At 66.5% G+C, this 25,682-nt stretch carries 17 protein-coding genes and 1 tRNA gene; 10 read left to right on the top strand and 8 right to left on the bottom strand.

Translation table 11 applies throughout. The features are described from left to right. Positions 1-346: 346 nt before the first annotated feature. Positions 347-2,143 carry a single-stranded-DNA-specific exonuclease RecJ gene (gene recJ, locus C7I55_RS18860; RefSeq protein WP_408640616.1) on the top strand — a complete coding sequence of 599 codons (1,797 nt, stop codon included), beginning with the start codon at positions 347-349 and terminating at the stop codon, positions 2,141-2,143. A gap of 111 nt (positions 2,144-2,254) precedes the next feature. Further along, positions 2,255-2,330, top strand: a tRNA-Glu gene (locus C7I55_RS18865). A 231-nt stretch (positions 2,331-2,561) separates the two neighbouring features. Here C7I55_RS18865 and C7I55_RS18870 read toward each other — a convergent pair. Next, positions 2,562-3,464 carry a right-handed parallel beta-helix repeat-containing protein gene (locus C7I55_RS18870; protein ID WP_146151076.1) on the bottom strand — a complete coding sequence of 301 codons (903 nt, stop codon included), beginning with the start codon at positions 3,462-3,464 and terminating at the stop codon, positions 2,562-2,564. A 1,039-nt stretch (positions 3,465-4,503) separates the two neighbouring features. On the opposite strand from C7I55_RS18870, the gene C7I55_RS18875 reads away from it, so the two are divergent. From C7I55_RS18875 to C7I55_RS18890, 4 genes are all read left to right on the top strand, one after another. Beyond that, the gene (locus C7I55_RS18875) at positions 4,504-6,750 is read left to right on the top strand and encodes a M48 family metalloprotease (RefSeq protein WP_106514560.1); all 2,247 of its coding nucleotides are present in this window, start codon (positions 4,504-4,506) and stop codon (positions 6,748-6,750) included. 343 nt (positions 6,751-7,093) lie between these two features. After that, positions 7,094-9,565: a TonB-dependent receptor gene (locus tag C7I55_RS18880; protein ID WP_332888431.1), complete on the top strand. Its 2,472-nt coding sequence runs from the start codon at positions 7,094-7,096 to the stop codon at positions 9,563-9,565. 166 nt (positions 9,566-9,731) lie between these two features. Continuing rightward, complete coding sequence (locus C7I55_RS18885; protein WP_106514562.1) at positions 9,732-10,529, top strand: energy transducer TonB; 798 nt, start codon at positions 9,732-9,734, stop codon at positions 10,527-10,529. A gap of 7 nt (positions 10,530-10,536) precedes the next feature. After that, entirely contained in the window at positions 10,537-11,220 is a 684-nt protein-coding gene (locus tag C7I55_RS18890) for a Fe2+-dependent dioxygenase (RefSeq protein ID WP_106514563.1), read from the top strand. A gap of 132 nt (positions 11,221-11,352) precedes the next feature. Here C7I55_RS18890 and C7I55_RS18895 read toward each other — a convergent pair whose 3' ends face one another. The 7 genes from C7I55_RS18895 to C7I55_RS18925 form a co-directional block, all read right to left on the bottom strand. Beyond that, complete coding sequence (locus tag C7I55_RS18895) at positions 11,353-12,300, bottom strand: FAD:protein FMN transferase (RefSeq protein ID WP_106514564.1); 948 nt, start codon at positions 12,298-12,300, stop codon at positions 11,353-11,355. Positions 12,301-12,368: 68 nt separating this feature from the next. After that, positions 12,369-13,292: a DUF4198 domain-containing protein gene (locus C7I55_RS18900; protein WP_233222298.1), complete on the bottom strand. Its 924-nt coding sequence runs from the start codon at positions 13,290-13,292 to the stop codon at positions 12,369-12,371. Between the two features lie 13 nt (positions 13,293-13,305). Then, entirely contained in the window at positions 13,306-13,812 is a 507-nt protein-coding gene (locus tag C7I55_RS18905; RefSeq protein ID WP_106514566.1) for a DUF2271 domain-containing protein, read from the bottom strand. A 12-nt stretch (positions 13,813-13,824) separates the two neighbouring features. After that, the gene (locus tag C7I55_RS18910; protein ID WP_106514567.1) at positions 13,825-14,478 is read right to left on the bottom strand and encodes a PepSY-associated TM helix domain-containing protein; all 654 of its coding nucleotides are present in this window, start codon (positions 14,476-14,478) and stop codon (positions 13,825-13,827) included. A gap of 163 nt (positions 14,479-14,641) precedes the next feature. Then, on the bottom strand, positions 14,642-15,931 hold the full coding sequence (locus C7I55_RS18915; protein ID WP_106514568.1) for a DUF2264 domain-containing protein: 1,290 nt from the start codon (positions 15,929-15,931) through the stop codon (positions 14,642-14,644). Positions 15,932-15,954: 23 nt separating this feature from the next. Further along, entirely contained in the window at positions 15,955-16,899 is a 945-nt protein-coding gene (locus C7I55_RS18920) for a DUF4861 family protein (protein WP_332888432.1), read from the bottom strand. Then, entirely contained in the window at positions 16,896-20,129 is a 3,234-nt protein-coding gene (locus C7I55_RS18925; protein WP_106514569.1) for a glycoside hydrolase family 2 TIM barrel-domain containing protein, read from the bottom strand. Before C7I55_RS18925 ends, C7I55_RS18920 begins: the two co-directional genes overlap by 4 nt. A gap of 89 nt (positions 20,130-20,218) precedes the next feature. Here C7I55_RS18925 and C7I55_RS18930 point away from each other — a divergent pair, with 89 nt between their 5' ends. From C7I55_RS18930 to C7I55_RS18945, 4 genes are all read left to right on the top strand, one after another. Continuing rightward, the gene (locus C7I55_RS18930; protein ID WP_106514570.1) at positions 20,219-21,007 is read left to right on the top strand and encodes a FadR/GntR family transcriptional regulator; all 789 of its coding nucleotides are present in this window, start codon (positions 20,219-20,221) and stop codon (positions 21,005-21,007) included. A gap of 63 nt (positions 21,008-21,070) precedes the next feature. Then, positions 21,071-22,258, top strand: coding sequence for a glycoside hydrolase family 88/105 protein (locus C7I55_RS18935; RefSeq protein WP_106514571.1), 1,188 nt, complete (start codon positions 21,071-21,073; stop codon positions 22,256-22,258). A gap of 47 nt (positions 22,259-22,305) precedes the next feature. Then, positions 22,306-23,142 (top strand): 5-dehydro-4-deoxy-D-glucuronate isomerase, encoded by an 837-nt coding sequence (gene kduI, locus C7I55_RS18940; RefSeq protein WP_106514572.1) that lies wholly within the window; start codon positions 22,306-22,308, stop codon positions 23,140-23,142. A 219-nt stretch (positions 23,143-23,361) separates the two neighbouring features. Then, positions 23,362-25,656 (top strand): TonB-dependent receptor, encoded by a 2,295-nt coding sequence (locus C7I55_RS18945; RefSeq protein WP_106514573.1) that lies wholly within the window; start codon positions 23,362-23,364, stop codon positions 25,654-25,656. Positions 25,657-25,682: the final 26 nt, after the last annotated feature.

A 25,682-nucleotide genomic window follows, 5' to 3' on the forward strand; every position in this document is an offset into this window, starting at 1 on the left:
CTCGCGCCGGGGTCCGCCTCCGGGACCGGCTCAAGCGAGCCCGCCGCCGAGGGTGAGCAAGGTGGTGTTGAACAGGCTGATCGTGCAGCCGAACGCCATGACGGCGACGATGCACGATCGAAGACGACCTGAAAACTGAACTGCCATAACGTATCTCCCGATGGGTGTGGCCGATCGGCCGGATGGCGCCCTTCTGGAGATCTCCTGTGACAGTGCTATGCCGCGCTGCCGCGAGAAAGGTGTCGATTGTGGCAACCACTGTAGGTCGGCAGAGCAGATCGGCCGGGCGGCGGGTGCCTGATTTTCCACAGCTTTCTCGGGTGTTGGGATTCACGCGGGACTCGCGATGCGCTACGCTGTGGAGATGCTGATGGCCTCCACTCTCGTCTGCGGCGTGTCGCGATCCATTCTCGGCCAGCCCTGGCACTGGCGCGGAGCGGCGGCGGACGGCTTCGATGCCGGCTTCCAGGCCGATGGCCTCGTCGATCAATTGCTGATGGCGCGCGGCGTCGTGCGCGCCGAGCTGGATCGTCATCGCACTCCGACGATCCGCGGCTTCATGCCGGATCCGTCGATCTTCCGCGACATGGATGCGGCCGCCGAGCGGCTCGCCGACGCGATCGAGGCGAAGCAGAAGGTGGTCGTGTTCGGCGATTATGACGTCGACGGCGCGACTTCGGCGGCCCTGCTGATCCGCCTGCTGCGCGATCTCGGCGGCAATCCGGGTGCCTATATCCCCGACCGGCTGATGGAGGGTTACGGCCCATCGGGCGAAGCGCTCGTCCGGCTCGGCCGCGACGGGGCCGATCTGGTCGTCACCGTCGATTGCGGCGCGCAGGCCTTCGAGGCGCTCGACATGGCCAAGGCCGCCGGAGTCGAGGTGATCGTCGTCGATCATCATAAATGCGCGAGCCGGCTCCCGGTCGCGAGCGCGCTGGTCAATCCCAACCGGCTCGACGAAGCCGACGAAGCGGCCGCCCACGGTCATCTCGCCGCGGTCGGAGTCTGCTTCCTGCTCGGCGCGGCGCTGATCCGGGTGCTGCGCGCACGGGGCTTCTTCGCCGACCGGCCCGAACCGAAGCTGATCGATCTGCTCGATCTGGTCGCGCTCGGCACCGTCGCCGACGTCGCCCAATTGCGGGGCCTCAACCGCGCCTTCGTCACTCAGGGCCTCAAGGTGATGGCGCAGCGGCGTAATGTCGGCCTGACAGCCCTGATCGAGGCCTCCCGGCTCACCAAGGCGCCGACCTGCACAGATCTCGGCTTCGCGCTCGGGCCCCGCATCAATGCCGGCGGCCGGGTCGGCAAATCCGATCTCGGCGTGCGGCTGCTGACCACGCAGGATCCGGAGGAAGCCCGCGGCATTGCCGCCGAGCTCGACCGGCTCAACGAGGAGCGCAGGGCGATCGAGCTGATGGTGTGCGAGGCGGCCGAGCAGATCTGCCAGACCAAGGCCAACCGCGCGGTCGCGGTGGTTGCAGGGGAGGGCTGGCATCCCGGCGTGATCGGGATCGTCGCCGGCCGGCTCAAGGAGAAGATCGGCCGTCCCGCGATCGTCATCGCGATCGGCGAGGACGGCATCGGCAAGGGATCCGGCCGCTCCATTTCGGGCGTCGATCTCGGCGCGGCCGTGCTCGCCGCCAAGGACAGTGATCTGCTCGTCGCCGGCGGCGGCCACGCAATGGCCTGCGGAGTCACCATCGCCGCCGACCGCATCGATGCCCTCGCCGATTTCCTCGAGGAACGGCTCGCCGCCGACGTGACCCGCGCTGTCGACGGCCGCGCGCTGAAGCTGGATGCGGTGCTCGCGCCGGGCGGGGTTTGCCCGAACTTGTGCGACGCGCTCGATCAGGGCGGCCCCTACGGCGCCGGTTGGCCCGCGCCGCGGGTGGTCGCCGGACCGGTGCGGATCGTCAAGGCGGATATCGTCGGCAACAACCATCTCCGCCTGGTCGTCTCCGGCGACGATGGCCGCCGAATCAAGGCGATCGCCTTCCGCATGGCCGACAGCGAACTCGGGCAGGCGATGCTCGCCGCGCCGTCGCACCGCAAGCTGTGGATCGCCGGCCGGATCAAGCGCGACGAGTGGGGCGACCGGGTCGCCGCCGAAATGCACCTCGAAGATGCCGCCTGGGCCGACTGATCCGGATCAGGAAAGTCACCTAAGCCGCGCGCCGGTGGTTGACCGAAGCGATTTCCCCGCCTAATGCCCGCCCCGCCGATGCGCGGACGGAGTTCCTCCGTTCTTCAATTTGGCCCCATCGTCTAGCGGTCTAGGACGTCGCCCTTTCACGGCGAAAACACGGGTTCGAGTCCCGTTGGGGTCACCATCGCGGAAGAGCTTCTGCCTTTCTGCTGTCTCGGTCGTAATCTCCCTCAGCGAAGATGTCCTCCGGCGCTGCACCCCCCGGTGATCTCGGGTTGCCACAACCGACCTGCGGCCGCGACGGCATGCCCGGTGATCCAACATGAATAGCGATCGCCGCAAGTCAAGGTTTACGCCGCGGCACAGCGTAGTGCTGCACCGCGGCGGGTGATCTCGGTCGGCTGGCCGGTACGGATCAGACGTAGACGATGAGGTCGATCTGGCAGGTGTTTGCGGACCCGTTCGATCTCTTGTGCAGGCTCGCCGGAACGTCGGTGATGAGCTTCTTCACGTGGATTCGTGTGCGGCTTTCCATCGTGAAGACGGGTTTGCCGACACCGATAGCGGTCACCTCGTCGAGCTCGACGACGGCGTCATCGCCGACCCAGATATGGGTTCCGGTCGGGTTCTCGCTGGTGATGTTGGTGCCGGTGATGTTGTGCCAGAAGCCGAAGTTGCGCTTCGATCGTCGAGACGTCACGTTCTCGAGATGCACGGTCCCCTTGAGGTCGAGGTTGCGATCGGTGGAGTCCTCGACCACCAGATTGCGGATGGTGCCCTGCGAGCCGCCCTCGGTGCCGAAGCCGTCGCCCTGGCGATAGATGGACGTGCCGTCGGGCCTGTACTCCTGGGCCATTCGGAAGCCGCGAATGGTGCCGTTCTCGACCAGGAAGTTGGTCACCCCGGTGAAGGTGATGCCGACGGGTGTTTCCGGCTGGAGGTTCTCGACGGCACTCTTGGTGATCTCGAAATCACGAAACGTGACGTTGGAACCGTTACGGAGCCTTGCGCCGTCGCGGCCCACATTGGTGAACTTGACCCGCTCGACCCGCATGTTGGTCACATCGCAACCGGCGTCGAACTCGATCGCCCGTTTGGGTCCATCGATCCAGCGGTCGGTGATGACGATGTCGGCGACGTCGGTGGTGTAGCGATAGACGCCGTTCAAGGTTGGCGGAAAGGACTCCATCGGCGGAGCCGGAGGCGGAGGAAGCACTGCCGTGGCGTCGCTATGCTTGGCGTAGCAATGGAATCCTTCTGCCGCTCCGACGTAACGCAAGAGCGTCAGCGGCACGCCTGAGGGTTCCTTGAGCTTCACGATGCCGCCATCGCACGGAAATGCGTCGGAGCTGTTCGCACGGAACAAACCGTCTGTGCGCGCAGTCACGAGTGCAACCGATACGACGAACAGGTCTCCCGGGGAGATGATGGCGCTACCAGCTGGAGTGGCTGTCAACGAAATAGGAAATTCCTTTCTTGTGATCTTGTCGCGAGATCATCGGATTCGCGTCTGGTGTGACTCTGCGGGGCTGTGCACGCGTTGAGAGGGGCGCCTTCCTCTCCGCATGACTTGGTGGAGACTTTTATCAGCGATCATCCTGATGTTGCCCAAATCGCATTATCTGGATAGGCTGTCAAGCGAAAATCGCAACATCGCTTTGGCGCAGGGGAGGATCGGCAAAGGCGCGCGCTGCGCCGATCACATTCCGATACCCTGTCCCATAGGTGCTCGGTGGCCCCGAGCAGGATCGTCGCCGCCAGGTTCCTGATCCGTCTGGAACCGAGCAGATCGGTAAAGACATCTCGCAAGGGCACCGGCAGCCTTCTGGAAGGCACGCTCTCGACCTGCTCTGGCCCACTCAACCCCGGATGCCGGTCGGGTCGCCTCGTTTCCGGAACGGTGATCACCAGACCGAGTTGGTGTGATGCTTGCAGCGTTCCTGCCCTTTCCGGGGGGTGAGGGCGTTGGAGTGCTCGCGACGCCCTGTCGAACCTGTGTTCGGCAGGGCGTTTTCGTACACGGAAGCGTGGAACCTTGTTCCGGTCGAGGTGTTCAACCCTCGACGGCGCACCTCCCCCCCCCCCCCGGAGCGTCGATCACTCTACAGCGCCCCGCCTCCCCCCGGCGGGGCGCTTTCACGTGGGGCGCACTTCAAGAGCACGCGCTACCCTCGCAAGATTGTCCGAGCCGATGGGTTGCCGCGAGGCACGCGCACGCGGCAATCAGCCATCGGGCGAGCGAACGCTCCGACGGCGCGCCTCCGACGACTTGTGGTCTCGGCTTCAAGCTCGCTAATGCGTGGAACGGGAGATCGGCGCTGCAGACGCTGCGCGATCGATGAGACAGGGGAGCATCGATGTCGAGCCGAGTGCGTGCAGGTTTCAGTCTCGTTCTGACGACCTTGATTCTTCCTGCGGCGGTGCTCGGGCTTGCGCTTTGGCAGCTGGACCGTGGCCCGGCACATTATGAGGAAGTCTTGGGCCAGCGCGATCAGGTGGTCCGCGTGCTGGCAGAACTCGGAGCGTCCGGTGCCGACGTGTCGTCCAGGGCACCAATGACCGTTCAATATGGCGATGGCGGGATGGTCTATGCCGGTCCGGCCGCCATGAGCGCCGCCACCGCCGAGCTGGACCGGCTCGACCGTGCTTTGTGGGTCTCGCGCCTCCGCAATCAACTGCCGCCGGTGGTCGTCGTCTGCGCTGCCCTCGTTCTGGTTCTGGGCCTGGTGATGCTGCTCGGCGCCAGCGCACTCGGCAAAGCCGGCCGCCGGTCCCGGGAAGCGCTCGAGCGCGGCTTCGATCTCGTTCGTCGGCTGCTCCCGTGGCTGCTAGGGACTCAGGTCGTGCTCACCGCGGCCGGTGTCGTCGCGGCGGTCGCCTTCGAGGCGGCACCGTTGCTCGAAGTCGACAGTCCCTCGGGCCGCGATCTCAAGGCGATCGCGATCGCAGTCCTGATCATGGGCCTGTCGCTGTGGACCGCGGGCAAGGCCGTGCTCAATCTGCGGACGACCCTGGCGCTGTTCCGGCCGGATCCGCTGGAGATCAGCGGCCGCAGCCTGTGGCGCGCCGAGGCGCCGGGTCTGTGGCAATGGGTGGAGGGCCTCGCCGAGCGCCTTGGCGCACTGCGTCCCGATCAGATCGTGGTCGGCCTGACCGGCGGATTCTTCGTGACGTCCGGGCCGAAGTGCCTGTGGCCGAGCGGCGAAACGTTCGAGGGCCGGACGCTCTACCTGCCGCTGCCCTATCTCCCCCTCCTTCGGCAGGACGAAGCCGAGGCGATCATCGGCCACGAGCTCGGCCACTTCACCGGCGGCGATACCGAATACAGCCTGCGCTTCCTGCCCATCTATGCGGGCGTCAACCGGTCGCTTGCCGCGATGATCCTGGCCGGCCGCGGGTCAGATGGGTCGGAAGGGTTGATCACCCGTCCTGCGGTCGAGCTCGGCCTGTTCGTCATGCACCGCTTTGATCGCGCGGTGATGCACTGGAGCCGCCTGCGCGAGTTCGCCGCAGACGAAGCCGGCGCACGGATCACCTCGCCGGAAGCGGCGGCGCGGGCGTTGCTGCGCTACGATGCGGTCATGGGGCGCGTCGACGCGGTCCTCGGCCACGCCTTTCGTACGCCCCACGACGCACCCGCCGATTTGGTCGCAGCGACCTTCGAGCATGCGCGGCAGCACGGGCTTGATGATCCCGCCGAAGAGCAGGAGGCGCAGGAACCGCACCCGACGGACACTCATCCGCCGCGGCACCAGCGCCTCGCCGCACTCGGCGTGGCGCCGAGCGCGGCGCTCATGGAGGACGTGATGGCGCCGCCCGCGGAGACTGCGCTGTCGCGTGTCGTGTCCCTGTTCACCGATGCGTCAACCCTGTTCCGCGATCTCAGCGCCGAACTGATCGGGGATGCCCGCGAGGCGCATCGTGCGTATCGCGAATCGCTCGAAGCGGCGGCATCGGCGGTCGGTGACGAGGCGGTCGTGATCCGCGACAGTGGCGCGGCCGGGGGCTGGATCCTGCTCCCGATCGGGATCGTCGTCGGGGCGATGGCCGTCGGCATGAAGCTGCAGGAGGCAGGTGGTTCCGGAAGCGCCGATGTGATCGCCGGCATCATCGGCCTGTTCGCCGTGCTGCTGTTTGCGCCCGGACTGTGGCTGGTGCGCCGCGGCGCGCGGCCGTTCGTAACCGTGTCGCCGACCGCGATCACCCTCGACGGCGTCGATCGTCCGCTGGCGTGGAGCGATATCGAGGAGGTCGGCTACCACGTCGTCGGGCCGCCGTCGAAGACTCGCGGGCTGCGCTTCAGCGTCTTTCTGAGACCAGGGATTAGGCTTCCCGGTCGCGCACGTGGGCGATGGGCGCGGTTCAAGGTGAAGCAGCGCAAGATCGAAATACGCTCGATGCGCCTGCGCGAGTTTACCGCGCAGGACTTCGCCGACTTGATTCACCGCTACCGCGCCGCGGCCGAGGCGCGGGCCGTCCTCGAACAGGAAGGCTCCGCATCACCGGCTGTACTGGGCGCGGCGTCCCCCGATGCTCTGATCTTTCCAGTGGCCACCGGCGGCAACGGAGGCGGCCCGGTGAATCATTCACCTACAATCGTGTAAGTACGTACTTGCCACCAAACGTGCTGCGCTGCACAAGGGGCAGGCCTTTCAGGCATCCTCTCCTATAAAACTTCAGGCCATCCTCCGGGGTGGCCTTTTTTTGTGCGCCGCACGCGCGGTTGACCCGATGGGCAGCGGACCCACTCTCGTCACGCCGTTACTCACCGCGTTATCTCGCCTGTGCGGTGCTCCTGCTGGTCGGCATCCGGACGTCTGCCATTCGCCGCTTCGCAGGCACAATGTCGGTTTCGCGGCTCAAACGAATTGACACTAATGATAATCAATATCAATAACCCCGCAGGCAGCGGGGGGTCCCGCTTTTCCGATAAGGTGGGAGACAGACGTGAGCAGCAGATCCGATCGTGGTGCAGTAGTGCCGGCAAGCCTTGCCCTCTCGTGCGTGGGCATGCTGATCTCGGCAATGCCCGCCGCGGCCCAATCCACGTCCGCGACTCCCCCGGAGAGTGAAAGCGGACCCCAGCTTGGCGGAGTCACCGTCACCGACACCGCAATCGACGAGGGCAGCTACAAGGCCGACACAGCCGACTCCCCGAAGTTCACCGCGCCGCTCATCGACACGCCGCGCAGCGTCACCGTGATTCCGGCCCAGGTGATCCGCGACACCGCCTCGGCGTCGCTGACCGAGGCTTTGCGCACCGTCCCCGGCATCACGCTCGGCGCCGGCGAGGGCGGCAATCCGCTCGGCGACCGTCCGTTCATCCGCGGCTTCGACGCGCAGGCGAGCACCTATCTCGACGGGGTCCGTGACATCGGCGCGCAGAGCCGCGAAATCTTCGCGATCGAGCAGATCGAGGTGGTCAAGGGATCGAACAGTGCGCTCGGCGGCCGCGGCAGTGCCGGCGGCAGCCTCAATCTGGTCAGCAAGATGCCGACGGCGGACCGGTTCGCGGCGGCGAGCGGCAGCCTCGGCAATGCCGACTACAAGCGCGCGACGATCGACATCAACCAGCCGGTCGGCGAGAACATCGGCGTTCGCCTCAACGCGATGTGGCACGATCAGGACGTCGCCGGGCGCGACGCGATCTACCAGAAGCGCTGGGGGATCGCCCCGTCGTTCAAGCTCGGCCTCGAAGGTCCGACCGGCCTCACCGTCAGCTATTACCATCTCGAGACGGACGAGCTTCCCGATTCCGGCATCCCCTATTTGTACACGATTGCCAATGCGCCCGCTGGCGTGACCGAGACCGGGCCCGCGGAGGAATTCAGCACGATCGGCGGTCGCAGCGTGAAGGTGCCGCGCGGCGCCTTTTACGGCCTCGAGGCGCGTGATTTCCGCGACACCCGGGTCGACAATTTCACGCTGCGCTTCGAGCATGATTTCGGCAACGGAATCAGCATCCGCAACACCTCGCGCTGGGGCCGCAGCGAGCAGAATTACATCTGGACCCAGCCGGACGATTCGCAGGGCAATGTCTACGGCACCAACGCCGCGAGCCCGGCCACTGCGGGCGGCCAGGTCTGGCGCCGGATCAACACGCGCAACGGCGAAGCCGAAGGGATGATCAACCAGACCGATCTGTTCGGCACCTTCGACACCGGCGGCATCGGCCACAGCTTCGCAGCCTCGCTCGAATTCAGCTGGGAGAAGGCGTCCAACGGCAACTACGTCTCGAACGCTGCGACCGGGGCGGCGATCGCGACCGGATCGGCGATCACGCCGCGCTGCACCTCCGCTGCGATCGCGCGCTACAATTGCACCAGCATCGACAATCCGAACCCGTCCGACCCTTGGGTGAGCTACGCGAGCGACACCTCCACGACGCTGGCCGATATCGTCAAGAGCGCGCCGAAGACTCGCACCGTAAGCGAGGCGAAGACCATCGCCGTCTCGCTGTTCGACACGATCACGATCACCGATAGCCTGTTGATCAATCTCGGTGGTCGCTTCGACCAGGTCGAGACAAATGTGAGCCCGGGACTCGCCGCCACCTCCACCGCGAACCGCGCCTACTTCGTCCGCAAGGACGATCTGTGGACCTATCAGGCCGGTATCATCTTCAAGCCGGCGGAGAATGGCAGCATCTACGTCTCGACCGCGACCGCCTCGACGCCGCCGGGCTCCTTCTTAGCCCAGGGCACCGAAGGCAATGCGCTCAACACGACCGCACAGGAGCTCACCGATCTGCTGAAGGTCGAGAAGACCCAGTCCTACGAGATCGGCACCAAGTGGAGCCTGTTCGACGATTCGCTCGCCCTGACCCTGGCCGCCTTCCGCACCGACACCAAGAATGCCCGCACCGCCGTCGAGAACGGGGTCGTCGCCTATATCGGCGATCGCCGCATCGACGGCATCGAGTTCGGCTTCAACGGCAACATCACGCCGGAATGGAATGTGTTCGGCGGCTACACCTACATGGATTCGGAAATCCGAGACGGCGGCATCACCACCACGACCGTCAACAATGTCGCCTTTTTCGCGCCGTCGGTGAACACCGGCAAGCGCTTCCCCAACACGCCCAAGCACAGCCTCACCGCCTTCACCAATTACAAGGTCACGCCCGAATTCACGATTGGCGGCGGCGCGATCTACATGAGCAAGGTCTATGGCGGCTATTCGGACCTTCGCACGGTGCAGAACGGCGCCGTGGTGATCACCAAGGAGCTGGCGCGCAAGGTGCCCGGCTACACCCGCTTCGACGCCAACGCCTCCTACGCGCTGACCGACGCGCTTCAGGTCCAGCTCAACCTGCAGAACCTCACCAACAAGCGCTATTACGACCGCGCCTATTCGTCGCATTACGCCAACCAGGCGGCGGGACGCACCGCGATCCTGACCCTCAACGTCAAATATTGAGAACACGTGCCCGCCCGGCAGGCGGGCACGCCGGGAGTCGCAGCCGAGAACACCCTCCCTGGAAACGGGAGGATGTTGTGCAACATGCAGAAAGCCTCTTCTTTTTGCGAATGCGTCGCATTATGCACCCTCCGATGAGGATCACGGAAGAGGCGGGTGCATCGGCGTGAACGTACAGTCCGCAATCCTCATGCCCGAACGCGCATCTCCGCCTGAGGAGCGCTCGCCGGCGGTTCGGGCGAAACCCGCCCGCAGCCTCGACATCCGCGCCTGGGAGCGGGGCACCCCCTACGGCGCGGCGCGACAGGTGAACGTGCCGGCGGTGATCGCTTCCGGAGCGATCGTCTCCGCTTTCGTCGCGGCGTTGCTGACATTGAACGTGCTGCCGCAAGAGAGGAAGGTGCGCCGCCCGACCATCGTCGAGATGGTCACGCTCGACGTCCCGCCGCCCGCCGTGCCGGAGCCGCAGCCGATGCCCGATATCCCGCCGCCCGCAGAGACGCAGCCGCTTGCCGCGGCGCCGGTCGCCGCGCCCGCGGCGGCACCGGCGCTCCCGATCGCTGCGCCGTCGCCGCTTCCGGTGGCCGCGCCGATCGTCGCCACGGCTGCCCCCGTCCGGGTGGCCGCGCCGGTCGCTGCGCCTGTCCCGGCGCCGGCCGCACCGGCGCCGCGCAAGCCGGTCGACGACGGCAATCTCGGGGCGCGGATGGTCTCGGCGCCGCCGCCCAAATATCCGCTCGAATCGCGCCGCAAGCGCGAGCAGGGCACGGTGGTGCTCTCGGTCCTGCTCGGCACCGACGGGCGCGTCGAGTCGCTGTCGGTTGCTTCGAGCAGCGGCTTCGAACGGCTCGACAAGGCCGCCCTGAAGGCGGTGCGCGAATGGCGCTGGGCACCCCTGGTCCGCAACGGCGAGCCGGTGCAGGTGCGCGGCACGGTGCCGATCCCCTTCATCCTTCGCGGCTGACCGGCCGATGATGATCGCGATTCCCGGCGTGCTCGACGCCGCCCAACTCGCGCAGGCGCGGGCAATGCTCGATGCCGCACCCTGGGAAGACGGCAACGCCACGTCGGGCAGCCAGTCGGCGCTCGCCAAGCGCAACCAGCAGCTGCCGGAAGGCTCGGCCGCGGCGCGCGAGCTCGGCCAGATGGTTCTGGATGGCCTCGGCCGCTCGGCCTTGTTCATCTCGGCAGCGCTGCCGCTCAAGGTCTTTCCGCCGCTGTTCAACCGCTACGCAGGGGGCGGGCGGTTCGACACCCATGTGGACAATGCGATCCGCTACCAGCGGGGCAGCGATTTCCGGATCCGCAGCGATCTTTCGGCAACGCTCTTCCTCAGCGATCCGGCCGACTATGATGGCGGCGCGCTGGTCGTCGAGGACACTTACGGGACTCATGAGGTCAAGCTGCCGGCCGGCGACATGATCCTCTATCCGGCGTCCAGCCTGCACCATGTCACTTCGGTGACACGCGGTGCGCGAACCGCCTCCTTCTTCTGGATCCAGTCGATGGTCCGCGACGACGGCCAGCGCCGCACCCTGTTCGATCTCGACACCGCGGTCCAGGCGCTCGCGGGCGAGCTCGGCCAGGAGCATAAGGAGGTGATCCGCCTCACGGGCATCTACCACAATCTGCTGAGGCGCTGGGCGGAGGCCTGACAAGTCACACCCGACGGTCCTCTACCCTCCGTTCGGGCTGAGCTTCTCGACGCCCTCTCCTTGATCTTGCGGGAAGGAAATGGAGGCTTCGGCAGGCTCCGCCCGAACGCTATCCCGGGGACCCCGAGCTGATCACTCCGCCATTGCGGCCGCGGCCTTGCTCAGCAGTTCGACGTGGATCGGGCCGGCGCGTGCGATCAGCAAGGCGGCGACGCCCATGCGGTCGGCGAACGCCAGGCCTTCCTCCGGCCCCAGCACGGTGATCGCCGTCGCCAGGGCATCGGCCATCATGCAGCGCTCGTGGAGCACAGTGACCGAGGCGAGCTTGTTGTCGCTCGGCCGGCCGCTGCGCGGATCGAGCGTGTGGGCGTAGCGCGCACCATCTTCCTCGAAATAGCGCCGGTAATCGCCCGAGGTAGCGATCGACAGCCCGTGCAGCGCGACCCGTGTCGGCATCAGCGCCGAGGCCGGTGGCGCCTCGATGTCGACCCACCAGGGCAGCCCATCCGGCCGCAAACCCTTGCCGAGCAATTCGCCGCCGATCTCGACCAGGAAGGCGCGATGACCGGAGCTGTCCAGCAAGGCCGCGACCTCGTCGACCGCGAGGCCCTTGGCGATGCCCGAGAGATCGAGGCGAAGTCCGCCGGGCTGGCGCAGGCGCGAACCCAGCGCGTCCATCTCCAGGCGCTGCCAGCCGCTCCTCGCTTGCGCGGCTTCGATCGCCGTCGGAGCAGGGGCGGTCGCCGGTGCAGGTCCCGGGCCGAAGCCCCAGAGGTCGACGAGCGCGCCGATGGTCGGATCGAATGCGCCGCCGGTCTCGCGGGCCAGCGCGATGGCCGCAGCGACGACGTGGTAGAAGCGGCTCGGCACGCTCAGCCAGCGTCCCGCCGGCGCGTCGTTGAACGCCGACAATTGCGAAGCTGGATCCCAATGGCTGAGCTCGGCGGCGAAGCCGTCGAGCAGTCCCTGCACCTGCCGCGCGAGACCGGCAGGCGGCTCCGGAGCGGCGAGCAGGATCGACCAGCTCGTCCCCATCGTCTCGCCCGACATCGCGTGGATGCGGGCGCCGGGCTGCCGCATCAACGCGAGCAGGTCGACGCGTTCAGGGACGAGAACACGCGGCGCGCCGGCCGCAATCGAAAAGTCGCTTATGGCGTCATAACCTCGAGTGTCGTGACGTAATTGAAGCGCCGTCCGCTGGCATTTGCAATGCTGGACGTGCCGTCCTGATAGGTTGCGTTCAGCCAGTAGAGGCCGGCGGAGGGCCAGGGCACCGACACTTCGCCGGCGGCGTTGGTCTTGGCGACGATCTCGCCCTGGTCGTTGCGGTAGCGCTTTCCGTCCGGGATCAGCCGAACCTCCAGATTCGCGGCTGGCTTGCCCTCGACGAGGAAGCGGAAGCGGCCCGGCGCGTCGGCGACGAGGTCGGCGGGATGGGTGAGCGGGACCATTTCGAGGCCCTTGCCGGTCGGCTTGATCTCGGTCGGCTCACCCAGGGTGACGAACACTTCGTTGCGGCTCGCGCTTTGCGTCAGCTTGACGTCGGTGGCACCGGCGGGAAGCACGAAATCGGGACCTCCGGGAACGAACTTCCCGGTCATCCCGGGCCGTTGCGGCGGCGCTGCGCCGGTCGGTCCACCGGCTGGTCCACGCGCATTGGCCGCCGCAGCACCGGGTGCCCCGGCCGGCCGCATTCCGCCGGGGCCGCCCGGCGGACGTCCGCCGACGCGATAATCCTCGCCGCCCAGCTTGTAGCTGCCCTGGAGACCGGCATTCTCGACCGCGACGCGCCAGGTGCCGGGTTTTGTCAGGTGAAGATCGAAGGTCGAGCGGTAGCGGCCGGTGATACCGTTCTCGATCCTGGCCTCGCTGCCGTCGGGCGTGAACGCCTTGATCTGCTCGACGCGCAGCGGCTGATGATCGGCGACGAACACGTCGGTCGACGCTGCGGCATCGAACGACACCCAGCCGTCCTCGCCCGACACGGTCGCCGCGGAAGGCTTGATCCACAGATTGTGGGCGCCGGCCGGGGCGGCGGCGAGGAGCAAAGCGGCAACGAAGAGTCTCTTCACGGGCATGCCTTTCTTACGGGCGAATGGCGGCGGCGACGGCGCCGAGTTCGGACGATCCGGAGGCTGCGGCGCGGGCGCCCTTGCCGTTCCAGGTGAAGGGCAGGGTGACGACTTCGCGCCCGCCTTCTTCACGCGCCGCTTCGACGACGATCCGATAGGCGCCGGGCTGGAGCGCGCCGAGGTTGAAGCGGGCGCGCTGCGGGCCTGGCGCGCGGGTGGCGCCGCTGATCCCGTTGGCCGGCATCTTGAGGGTGCGGCCGCCCTTGCGCCACCAGGCGCGCAGGTCTCGCAGCCATTTCTGGCCGGCATCCTCGCGATTGTCGGCATCGTACCACACGGCCAGCGTCCGCGCCGAAACGCCGGTCGCCGGCTCGAGCCAGATCGCGACATAGGGCTTGTGATATTCCGCCACCTTCAACTGCGGAATGGCGATCGAGATTTCGGCGGTCGCGGCGGCGGCAGGCGCGGCCGCGCCGGTGGCCGCGAGGCCGGTGATCAGCGTTCGATGGGAGATCTTCACGGTCGGTTGTACCTAGTGGATGAACAGGATGGCGAGCAGGACGGGAACCAGCAGCCCGAAGCCGACGATCGGCCAGGTCGAGGGACGATGCTTGCTGTGGAGCTGCAGCAGGAACAGGCCGGTGATCGAGAAGACCAGGCAGGCGACGGCGAAGATGTCGATGAACCACGACCAGACCGGCCCGGTATTCCGTCCCTTGTGGAGGTCGTTGAGGTAAGCGATCCAGCCGCGATCGGTGGTTTCGTAGACCGCCTCGCCGGTCGCGCGATCGATGGTCAGCGTCGCATCGCCGCCGGGCCGGGGCAGCTCGAGGAAGATCTCGTCCGCCGACCATTCGGCGGGCGCGGCCGGAATAGCGGTGGAGAGAAGCGGCTTCAGCGCGGCCCGCACCGTGTCCGGGATCGGCGTTTTCTCACCCTCGGCCACCCTGGCGGAGGCAAGCGTTGCGGCGGTGGCCTGGTCGAGCGCGACGGTCTTCGTCGCCGTCACCGGCTCCGCGGAAATGTCGCCGGCATGGTTGAGGGTGATTCCGGTGATTGCGAACAGCAGCATGCCCATCAGGCAGGTGGCCGAGCTGATCCAGTGCCAGCGATGCAGCTGGCGAAGCCAGAAGCCGCGGCGGGACTTGGAGGAAGGCTTGGGTCGGATCGGGGTCGCCGCAGTCATTACGTTGTCGGCTAACCTAGCTGCTTTTGATAATCAATCGCAATTGTTGCGGCACGGGTGTGCAGTGGTCCGCTGTGGCGCATCGATGTGGGCCACGCCGACAACCCCCGAACGGACCTCTGGCTCATGAACCAAGCTTGAGTGCGCATTTGAAGCGCCCCGCTCAATAGTCCACGTAATAATCCTTCGGGAACGGCGCACCCGCAAACGCCCTCCGCGACGTCCAGTCGAGCGGGGCCGCGGTCCAGTAGCTGTCGCGCGCGGGCAAGCCGAGGGCGAGCAGGCTTTCCGAGACGATATACATGCTGCCGGCATTCGAATACCAGTCGCCGAGATGCGGCTGGTGGCCGGTGAACCCGATGCTGAGATAGCCCTTGCCGTCGAAATTGGACGGAAAGCGGAACACCGCGCGCTGCGCCGCCACGGTTGCCGCGCGCGCCTGGCCTTCGGGAAGCGACTTGGGCAATTTTTTGCGCCAGGCGAGCAGGCCGAGCGGCTGGAAGGCGGCGGTGCGATAGGTGAGCGAGCGCCCGATCGGCGCGTAGCTGCCGTCCGGGGCGATCATCCGCTCGAGATGCTCGCCGTAACGCTGCATCCGCTTGGTCGCCTGTTCGAGCAGATCGGCGGCGGGGAGGCTGTTGAACTTCGCGCCGGTCGCGACCAGCACTTCCAGGATCTCGACCAGCATCGGGTGGATCACATAGGATCCGTAGAAATCATAGTGGAAGCGCGGACCGTCGGCATACCAGCCGTCGCCGACATACCATTCGTTGATCTTGCGGATGGCGAGATCGATCCGCACCGGGTCCCATTGCTCGCCGATCGACAGCAGGAAGGCCTCGTTCATCGCCGCGAACAGCAACCAATTGGTATAAGGCGGCGAGAAGCGGCGCAGCCCCTTGATCTCGGCGATCACGCGCTGCTTGGTCGCGGCGTCGAGCGGCTCCCACAAAGCCTTCGGCGCCCGCAGGAAGGCGTTGGTGAAGTAGGCCGAGTCGACCAGCGCCTGCGGCTCGACCTTCCACAAGAGGTAGTCCGGGCTTGCCGGATCGACCGAATGCGCATAGCTCGCCACCGCCTGCTGCCGAAGCCGCGCGCGCACGCCGTCTTCGGGCCCGCCGTCGTCGGGCAGCGCGAGCCACGGCGCAATGCCCGAGATCAGCCGCCCGAAACATTCCAGATAGGCGACCTTGGCGTTGCGCCCGTCCCAGCTTGGGCTGAGCTCGGGCATGAACGCCGCGTGGAGCCGGCCCTCCGACATAGGCCCGAGCACCGGTGCCGACATCTTCGAGAGAAGGTCCACCATGTAGCGCCGGTCGGCAGCGCCGTCCGGCAGCCTGTCCCCGTTTTTGCAAGGAGTGGACCGCGCCGCGACGGCAGGCGTCGAGACGAGCGCGCCGGCACCAAGGGCGCCGGCACCGAGCGCAGAAGCGAGGAAATTGCGTCGTTCCATGCGGTCGCTCCTGGAGGTTGGGGTCAGCGTGTCGGGGCTGGGGGCGGCGTGAAGGTCACCGGCTCCGCCGCGACATAGGCGTCCCACGCCGCCCGGGTGCGGAAGCCGCCTTGGCCGAGGTCCCAGGCGGAGCCGGAATAATAGACGAACGGCTTGCCCGGCGTGACCTTGAGCAGGACCATGTAATTGTCGGCGTCGTTGCGGATTTCGGCGATCATGGCAGGATCGACCCGCACGGCGATCGCCATCCGGCCGTGGCGCGGGTCGGCAGGTCCCCAGAAGGAGAGGAGGCCGCGCGCGCGATCGACGGTGAGGTCGCCACCGTCGCCGGTCGCGCGCTTGCCGATGCCGATGCCGACGACCAGCGGTCCTGGTTTGTCGGAGCGCAGCGTCGAGACCATGCGGGTGAAATGGGTGCCGAGCGGCAACGTGAAGCGGCGCGTCTCCCAGACGCGGCGATCGACGTCGACCGGCCAGGGCGCGTAATCGACTTCGAAGTCGGCGGCGCCGGGACCGTTGCTGAGGATCCGGTGGGCGCGATAATTGCGCGAGGTCCACAATTTGTTGTCGTGCCAGATGCCGAGGCCGCCGGCCCCCCGGCCTGCGCCGACATTGTAGAAATCCAGTCCCTCGCCGTGATAGGCATGCTGGTCGCCGCTGCGCAGCTGGCGGTCCATGAACGGCCAGGCGACGTTCTTGCCCCAGCTGTCGACGCCCGATCCCGACGGCGGCTCGGCGGCTTCCAGCGCGTGGCCGTAGATGCGATGGGCGGTGCGATCATTCTCCCACATCAGATCGTCGTAGCGATAATCGGCGATCATCACGCTTGCGCGCGGCGTCCGGCTCGGCGGCGGCGGCAGCGGCTTTTCCACCGCAGGAAGCCGGGCAGACGAACCCTCCTGCGCGAGTGCCATTCCGGCCACGAGCAACGGCAGCGCGGCCAGCGCGAAGCGGCGGGCGGCCATCATTGCATGTCCGCCTGCACGACGCGAACCACGCGATCGGCGTTGGTTCCGGGGCCGGCGAATGGCGACAGCGTGAATCCGAAGCTGCGCGGCGCCACCGGAATGCGATAGGAAGGCAGCGGCCGCCCGCCCGCGTCCCAGCTATTGTCGCCGCCTAGTCCGGCCTGCACCGCATCGATCATCAGCGAAACCTCCTCGCGGGGCACGATGTCGGAGCTGCGCCGCGTGCCCGGCGGACGGCGCGAAAGATCGTCATAGGGAAAGGCGAGCGCGTTCATCGACAGCGGTGCATCGCCGACGATGCGCAGCCCGCCGGCGTCCGCCTCGGACACTTCCATCCAGCGCACGTCGACCTTGTTGCCGGTTTCCTGCGGCCGCATGTAATCGTGGTGCTGGTCGGCGATCCGCCCGCCCCACAGCCCGATAGGGGCACCGCTCTTACGGTCCTGATAGCTTTCGTGCGGCCCCCGCCCGTACCAGGCAATCGTGTCGATGCGCTGCGGCATCGTGTAGGCGAATCCGATGCGCAGCGGATCGGGCAGATCGGCCTTGAGCGGCGTGAAATCGCCGGTCACCGCCACCGATCCGTCTCCGGCCATGCGATAGCGCGCGACCATGGTCGCGGCCCCGTTTCCGACCGAATAGCGGATCGTCACCGCGGCATCGCCGTTGGCCAGGCGTTCCGGGGCGACGGATTCGACCTTGCGCCCGGCGCTGGCGCTCCTCCAGACGCCGTGGGTCTTTTCGACACCCGTGCCGATGTCGTTGTCGATCAGCGCGCGGTAGAAATTGGGCGCGCCGCCCTGGAGCAGCGTCTGTCCGTTGGCGGAATAGGATTTCACCAGGCCGCTCCTGCGATCGATCACCAGTTCGGCGGCACCGGCGGCGAGGCGGATCTCGGCTGTCTTCGTGTCCATCGCGATCGTGCCCAGGGGACGGGTTGCGGCGACCGGCTCGGTGCCCAGCGCGAACTGTTCCCACCCGACGATCGCGCCCGCATCGACGGCAGGGATCGTTCCCGCCTTGGCGCGGGCGGTGACGGTCAGCACATATTCGCGGCCGGGCCGACGTTGATAAGCTGGGAGGGCGAGCGCGACGCTCTCGCGCGTGCGCGCGGCCGTGGCGAGCGCGGGCAGTTTGCCGTCGGCGACTCCGACGCCGTTTTCGAGCAGGGTGTAGCTGAAGTCGAAACCTGACAGATCCAGGAAGTCGTGGCGATTGATCACGGTCAGCCGTCCCGCTGCCGGGTCGAAGCCCTCGAACTGGATCGGCGCATAGACTTTGCGCACCTCGAACAGCTGCGGATTGGGGGTGCGATCGGGCTGCATCAGCCCGTCGCCGAACTCGATGTCGCCGCCCGGATTGGGTCCATATTCGCCGCCAGTGCCCCAGTAGCGGCGGCCATCCGCGGTCGTGCGGTACATCGACTGATCGACCCAGTCCCAGATGAAGCCGCCCTGCAGCTTGTCCGGATGGGCGTAGATCGCGTCCCAATACTCCTTGAGGTTGCCGCCCGAATTGCCCTGCATATGGGCATATTCGCACTGGATCATCGGCTGGGCGAACGACCAATTCTCGGCATAATCCGCCATCCGCGCCGCGCTGTCGTACATCGGCGCGTAGATGTCGGCATAATCGTTGGGGCGATGATCGGGGATACCGGGCCAGGTCCCCCAGCCGAGATAGGAGAGCAGGCGTCCCGGGTCGCGCGCCTTGACCGCCGCGGCCGCCTTGTTGAACGCGGGGCCGATCCCGGCCTCGTTGCCGAGCGACCAGAACAGGATCGACGGGTGGTTCTTGTCGCGCTCCACCATGTTGACGACCCGCGAGAGGTGCGCGGCGTCCCAGGCCGGATCGAAGCCCAGTTGATAGACCGCGCGCTGCTCCGGATGCTTGTTCGCGAAATCCATGTAGCCGTGCGATTCGATGTTCGCCTCGTCCATCACGTACAGGCCGTAGCGGTCGGCGAGTTCGTAGAGCCGCGGATCGTTCGGATAATGCGAGGTGCGGAGCGCGTTGATGTTGGCGCGCTTCATCAACTGGATGTCGCGCTCCATCGATTCCAGCGAGATGACGTGGAAGGTCTCGGGATCATGCTCGTGGCGATTGACGCCGCGGATGGTGATCGGGCGGCCGTTCACCGTCACCAGCCCGTTCTTCATGGCGACGGTGCGGAAGCCGATGCGGCTGTAGGTCGATTGGACGATCTTCCCGCCCGCATCGCTGAGCTCGATCAGCAGCATGTAGAGATTGGGGGTCTCCGCGGACCACGGCCGCACGTCGGCGATGGTGCCCGCGAGCGTGATCGTGCGCTCGACGGTTCCCGCGGGCACCGTCTTGTTCACCGTCAGGATCTGCCGATCGCCGTCGAGCAGGATGGCGCGTGCCGTCGTCGCCTCGCGCGCCGGCGTGACCGCAAGATCGACGCTGAGCCGTCCGTTCTTGTAGGCCTCGTCGAGCCCGGCATGAACGAAGAAGTCGCGGATCCGGGTCCTGGGCGCCGCCATCAGGAAGACTTCGCGCTCGATGCCGGAGACGCGCCAGAAATCCTGGTCCTCCAGGTAGGATCCGTCCGACCAGCGATAGACCTGGATGGCGATGGTGTTGCGGCCGGGACGGACGAGACGGGTGACGTCGAATTCCGACGGCAGCTTGGAATCCTCGGAATAGCCGACGCGGGTCCCGTTGACCCAGACGTAATAAGCCGATCCGGCGGCACCGATGTGAAGGATGATGTCCTCGCCGGACCAGCTTTGGGGGATGTCGACATCGCGGCGATAGGAGCCGACCGGATTGGCATCGTGCGGGATCAGCGGCCGGTTGGCCGGGAACGGGTAGGTGATATTGTTGTAGCGCGGCTGGTCATAGCCTTCCGCCTGCCAGTTCGCCGGCACCTTGATCTGCTTCCAGCCGGACACGTCGTAGCCCGGCGTCTCGAAACCGGCGGGCAGCCGATCGGCGTCCATCGACAGCGAGAAATGCCAAAGGCCGCTCAGCGGCAGGAAGCGATCGGACCGGGTGCGGTGACCGGCGATCGCCTTTTCGCGGCTTTCGAACGGAAAACCGGTCGCCCGCGCCGGCGCCTTGCCGATCGCGAACACCGCCGGATTCTCCCAATCGGGGCGATCCGGCGAGACCTGCGGCTGGATGGGGAGGGCAGGGGGCGCGGCCCCGGCTGTGCCGGACAGCGCGGCTGCCGAGGCGAGAAAGGCGGTCGCCAACCGGGCAGACATAGGCTTCGACCCCCCCCTCTTCCCGGCCGCGCGGTGAATCGACGTGCCCGGCCTTTGGTGATATGCCACGCTATCTTGGGGAGATTCATATGACAAGTCGGCTTGCGGCACGGAAGGCATCCGGCGAAAGCGGCGAGGGCGAAATCGGCCCCCGGACCTCGTCGATGACCGACGATCTGTTCGCGAAGTTCGAGGCCCAGGTCCGGTCCGGCGCGCTGGCCCCCGGATCGCGCCTGCCGACGCAGAAGGAGATTGCACTCGCCGAGAATGTCAGCCGCACGGTGGTGCGCGAGGCCTTCGCCCGGCTGGCGGCGCAAGGTCTCACCGTCTCTCGCCAGGGATCGGGCGTGTTCGTCGCCGACACGGCCGAGTATCGCGCCTTCCAGATCACCCGCGACGAGCTCAACGAACTCGCCGACGTGATCAAGCTCCTGGAGATGCGGCTTGCGGTGGAGACCGAAATGGCGGGCCTTGCCGCCTCCCGTCGGACGACCGCGGATATCGGCGCGATCCAGGAGGCACTGCAGGACATGGTCGACGCGATCGACGATCCCGTCGCCGCCGCCAAGGCGGACGCCGCCTTCCACCTCGCCATCGCCCGCGCGACCCAGAATGATTATTATGTCCGCCTCGTCGATTTCCTCGGCCTCCGGCTGGTGCCGCCGCGCAATCTCTATCTGCGCGATCAGCCGCGCGAGGCCCATGATGCCTATGTCGCCCGCGTGCTCGGCGAGCACGAGGCGATCGTCGACGCGATCGTGCGCATGGATCCGGCGCGCGCCCGGGAAGCGGCGCGGCACCATATGCAGGAGAGCCTGAGCCGCCACTCGATGCTGAGCGCGAGCGCCCGTGTTCGGGATCGCACGGCGGAGAGTTGACCGCACGCAGCGCTTGTATGATAACTCCGGGCGACGTCATAAAGGCGCGTAGGAGGAGAGGGTATGGTGAAGCGCAACATCGGTCGATCAAAAGCACTCGGCGCTCTCACCGCCTTGCTGGTGCTTGCCGGAGCGGCCGGCGTAGCAGCGGAGCCCGTTTCGGCCCAGCTCCCCACAGCGCCTGCACAAACGAGCCCGCGTGCGGCGATCGAGGTCGCTACCCGCCTCGCAGATTGGCAGCTTCAGCGCATGCGCGACACCGATCATGTCGCCCGCGCCACCACCGAGACGCGTAACCCGCGCGCCTGGGAACAGGCCGCTTTCTGGATCGGCATGACCGCGCTCGCCGACGCTGGCGCGCCGCCGCGGATCCGTGATGCGATCGTCGCGATGGGCCGCGACAACCAGTGGCTGCCGGCCGCGCGGCCCTATCATGCCGACGATCTGGCGATCACCGATTCCTATCTTTGGGCCTCCCGGCATGGCGCGGGCGCCGCCGCGGTGGCCCCGACCCGCAAGGCGTTCGACTACATCCTCGCCAACCCGCCCCGCGTCAGCCTCGCCTGGTATCTGCCACCGTCCGGTTACAACGACACCGAATGCCTGAAGCGCTGGTGCTGGTGCGACGCCTTGTTCATGGCGCCTCCGCCGATGATCGCGCTCTCGAAGCTGACCGGAGACCGGCGCTACCGCGATTTCGCGATGAAGGAATATTGGGCGACCACCGACTTCCTGTTCGATCCGGCCGAGCATCTTTATTATCGCGACAGCCGCTTCTTCGACCGGCGCGGCGACGACGGCCGCAAATTGTTCTGGAGCCGCGGCAATGGCTGGGTGTTCGCAAGCATGCCGCGGATCATTCCCTTGCTCGAGAAGGGCAGCGCCGACCGCAAGCGCATGGAGGCGCTGTTCGTCGAAATGGCAGGCCGGCTGAAGCAGCTTCAGAAAGCCGACGGCTATTGGGCGCCGTCGCTGCTCTCCCCCGAAGGCTCGCCGCCGGAATCCTCGGGCACCGGCTTCTTCACCTACGGCGTCGCCTGGGGCATCAAGGCGGGCCTGCTCGATCGCCGCGACTATGGGCCCGTCGCTCGCCGGGGCTGGGAGGCGCTGGTGCGGTCGATCCAGCCCGACGGGCGCCTCGGCTGGGTCCAGCAGGTCAGCGACCGGCCGGAGAAGGTCGAGCCGAGCGACACCCAATATTATGGCGTCGGTGCCTTCCTGCTCGCCGCCACCGCGATCGCCGCGCTCTGATCCTTTCGCGCCGCCCCGCTTCCGGGGCGGCGGCTACGGAGGCCTGCTTGTTCCAGAAGACCTATTACGCCGCGCACCCCGACATGATGGACGGCGCGAGCAACGACGAGCTGCGCGATCGGCATGTCGTCTCGGGCATGTTCCGCGTCGGCGAGATCGTGCTGAGCTATTCGCACGGCGAGCGCTTCATCATCGGCGGTGCGGTCCCCGCGACGAGCCCTCTGCTGCTGCCTCGCCTCAGCGAGCCGGAGAGCCTTGCCGGCCAGCCCTTGCTGGCGCGCCGCGAGCTCAGCGCCGTCAATATCGGCGCAGCGGCCGGGGCGGTGACGGTCGACGGGACCCGTTTCGAGATCGCGCCGCGCGAGACGATGTACGTGCCGATGGGCTCGGCCGATGTCGCGTTCGAAGGCGAGGGCGCGCGTTTCTATCTGTTGAGCGTGCCCGCGCATCGGCCGTTTCCGCTGCGCAAGCTTGCGCTCGGCGACGCCAGGGTGATGGAGCGCGGCAGCCTCGAAACCTCGAACGCACGCCGGATCCACCAGTTGATCCTCCCACATACCTGCGAGAGCGCCTCTTTGTGCCTCGGGCTCACCACGCTCGAGCCCGGGAGCGTCTGGAACACGATGCCGCCGCACGTCCATGAGCGCAGATCGGAAGTGTATCTCTATTTCGATCTCGCGGAAGACGACCGCATCTTCCACTATATGGGGCGGCCCGATGCGCTGCGGCACATCGTCATGGAGAATGAGGAAGCGGTCATTTCCCCGCCCTGGTCCGTGCACATGGGATCGGGCACTCGGGCCTATTCCTTCATCTGGGCAATGGCCGGCGAGAATCTCGATTACGAGGATATGAACGTCTTCGACGTCTGCCAGCTATGTTGATGCCGGTCAATGATCTTGTCGTATAAGTTGCTGTTCCTGCGGATGAACCGCAATCCGGAACGCGCTTCGCATTTGCGCGGCCCACCTCGCAAATAGCGGGAAAGTGAAGCCTGGAGCCAGCGCTGAAAAGTCATCATACAAATTATTGCCACATCCCGGAATGACTGATACAAGCGGGTCCAAGAAGTCTTAAGACTCGCATTCCAGGGAGAGATTGGCATGATGTTTTCGAACATGACGGCTGTCGTGCGCGTGCTCGCCGCCGCCGGACTTTCGCTCAGCGCCGCCGGCCAGGCCTTGGCGCAGACGTCACCGCCCGAGGCGAGCGATGCCTCGCCGTCCCTGCAGGGCGATCAGCTCGCCGAAGAGGGGAGCAGCAGCGACGAAGGCGAGATCATCGTCACCGCCCAGAAGCGCGAGGAGCGGGTGCAGGACATTCCGCTCGCCGTGCAGGTGGTCAGCGGCGAAGCGCTCGAGGCGCAGGGCATTCGCGAATTCTCCGAGCTGACCCGGGCCGCTCCGTCCTTGCTGATCCGGCCCGCCGAACACCCGGTCAATGCCTCGGTGTCGATCCGCGGCATCGGCACCTTCGCCTTTTCACCGAGCGTCGAGCCGAGCGTCGCCGTGCAGATCGACGACGTCCCGGTCCAGTTCCTCGCCCGCGCCTTCGCCGATCTTTCGGACATCGAGCGGATCGAAGTTCTGCGCGGGCCGCAGAGCACGCTCTACGGGCGTTCGGCCTCGGCCGGCCTGCTCAACATCGTCACCCAGGGACCGAGCGCCGATTTCGAAGCGCGGATCGGCGGTCTCGTCACCACCGACGACGAATATGGCGTCAACCTTGCCGTGTCCGGCCCAATCACCCCGCGGCTCGGCCTTCGGGTGAGTGCCAATTACGACACGTTCCAAGGCAATGTCCGCAATCTTTTCAACGGCGACACGATCAACGGCCGCGAAATCCTCTCGACCCGCGCCAAGCTGGTCTGGGATCCGACCGACACGCTCAATTTTGTCGCGCAGATCGGCTATATCGATGGCCATACGACGATCGGCCGCCCGTTCATCCGGGTGTCGCCCGCAGCCCGGCTGCGCGGGGTCGCCGCCTACACGCCGGCGGTGTTCGCGCCCGGCGTCACCTTCACCGAGGACAATCGGGAGGTCGTCAACAACGTCACCTCCGGCACGGATTACAGCGATTTCAGCCAGTCGCTGCGCGCCTCGCTCGATCTCGGCTTCGCGTCGATCGTCTCGATCACCGCCTGGGATCAGTTCAAGCAGTTCGACATTCTCGATCAGGATGAATCGGCGATCGCCGCGCTCGACAACCGCCAGTTCGGCACGTTCGACACCCATGCATTCTCGCAGGAATTTAGGCTGGTGTCGCCCGGGGCGCAGCGGCTGCGCTACACGCTCGGGCTCTTCTATTCGAACCTCAACCTCACCCGCGATTTCACCCGCGGCCCGTTCTTCTCGCTCGCGCGCTGGTATGCGACCAACGGCACCAAGCAATATGCCGGCTTTGGGCAGGCCGAGTTCGACGTGCTCGACGGCACTACGCTGATCGGCGGCGTCCGGGTCGGCAAGGGCAAGATCGATTACACCTTCCTCGACATCGCCAATGCCAATGCCTTCTTCTCCGGCCAGGACTCGGAGCGCTACGAAACCTACAAGGCCGGCATCCAGCAGCGTCTCGCCCCCGACGTGATGGCCTTCTTCACCTATGCCACCGGCCACAAGGGCCAGGCCTATGACATCGGCACCGGCTTCAACCTCGTCCGCCAGAATACCGGGCCGGTGCAGCCGGAAACGTCCGAGGATTGGCAGCTCGGCCTCAAGACGCAATTCCTCGATCGGCGGGTGACGCTCAACGTCACCCTGTTCAACACCGATTTCGACAATTTCCAGGCCCAGGGCATCGAGACGCTGGCGGACGGAACGATCAACTTTCGTCTCGCCAATGTCGGCGCGCTGCGGACCCGCGGCGTAGAGGTCGAAGGCGGCATCCGGCTCGGCAACGACTTCGATCTGTCGGGCGGCGTCAGCTACACCGATGCGAAGATCAGATCCTTCCCGCTCGCCCAATGCTATCCAGGCCAGACCGCGGCCCAGGGCTGCACCGGCAGCCCGGCCCGACAGGATCTCGCCGGCTTCCGTCCTGCCCAGGCGCCGGAATGGAAGCTGTCGTTCAACGCCAGCTACACGCCGCCGATCACCGACACGCTCGATGCCCTGGTGCAGGCCGCCTACAATTATCAGAGCACGTTCAATTTCGGCATCAACAACGATCCCGAGACCGTCCAGAAAGGCTACGGCATCCTCAATCTCTCGGCCGGCGTGGGCGGCAACGATCGCCGCTGGGAACTGGTCGCCTTCGTCAACAACGTCTTCGACAAGCAATATTTCTTCAACGTCAACAACAGCCGCGGCAACCAGGGCAACGCCCAGGCCATCCAGAGCAACCTGCCGCGCGACTTCCGCCGCTATGGCGGGCTGAGGGCGACGTTCAACTTCTGAGCGGACGTTCGAAGGTCGCGCACGGG

The sequence above is a fragment of the Allosphingosinicella deserti genome (assembly GCF_003012735.1).
GTDB lineage: Bacteria > Pseudomonadota > Alphaproteobacteria > Sphingomonadales > Sphingomonadaceae > Allosphingosinicella > Allosphingosinicella deserti.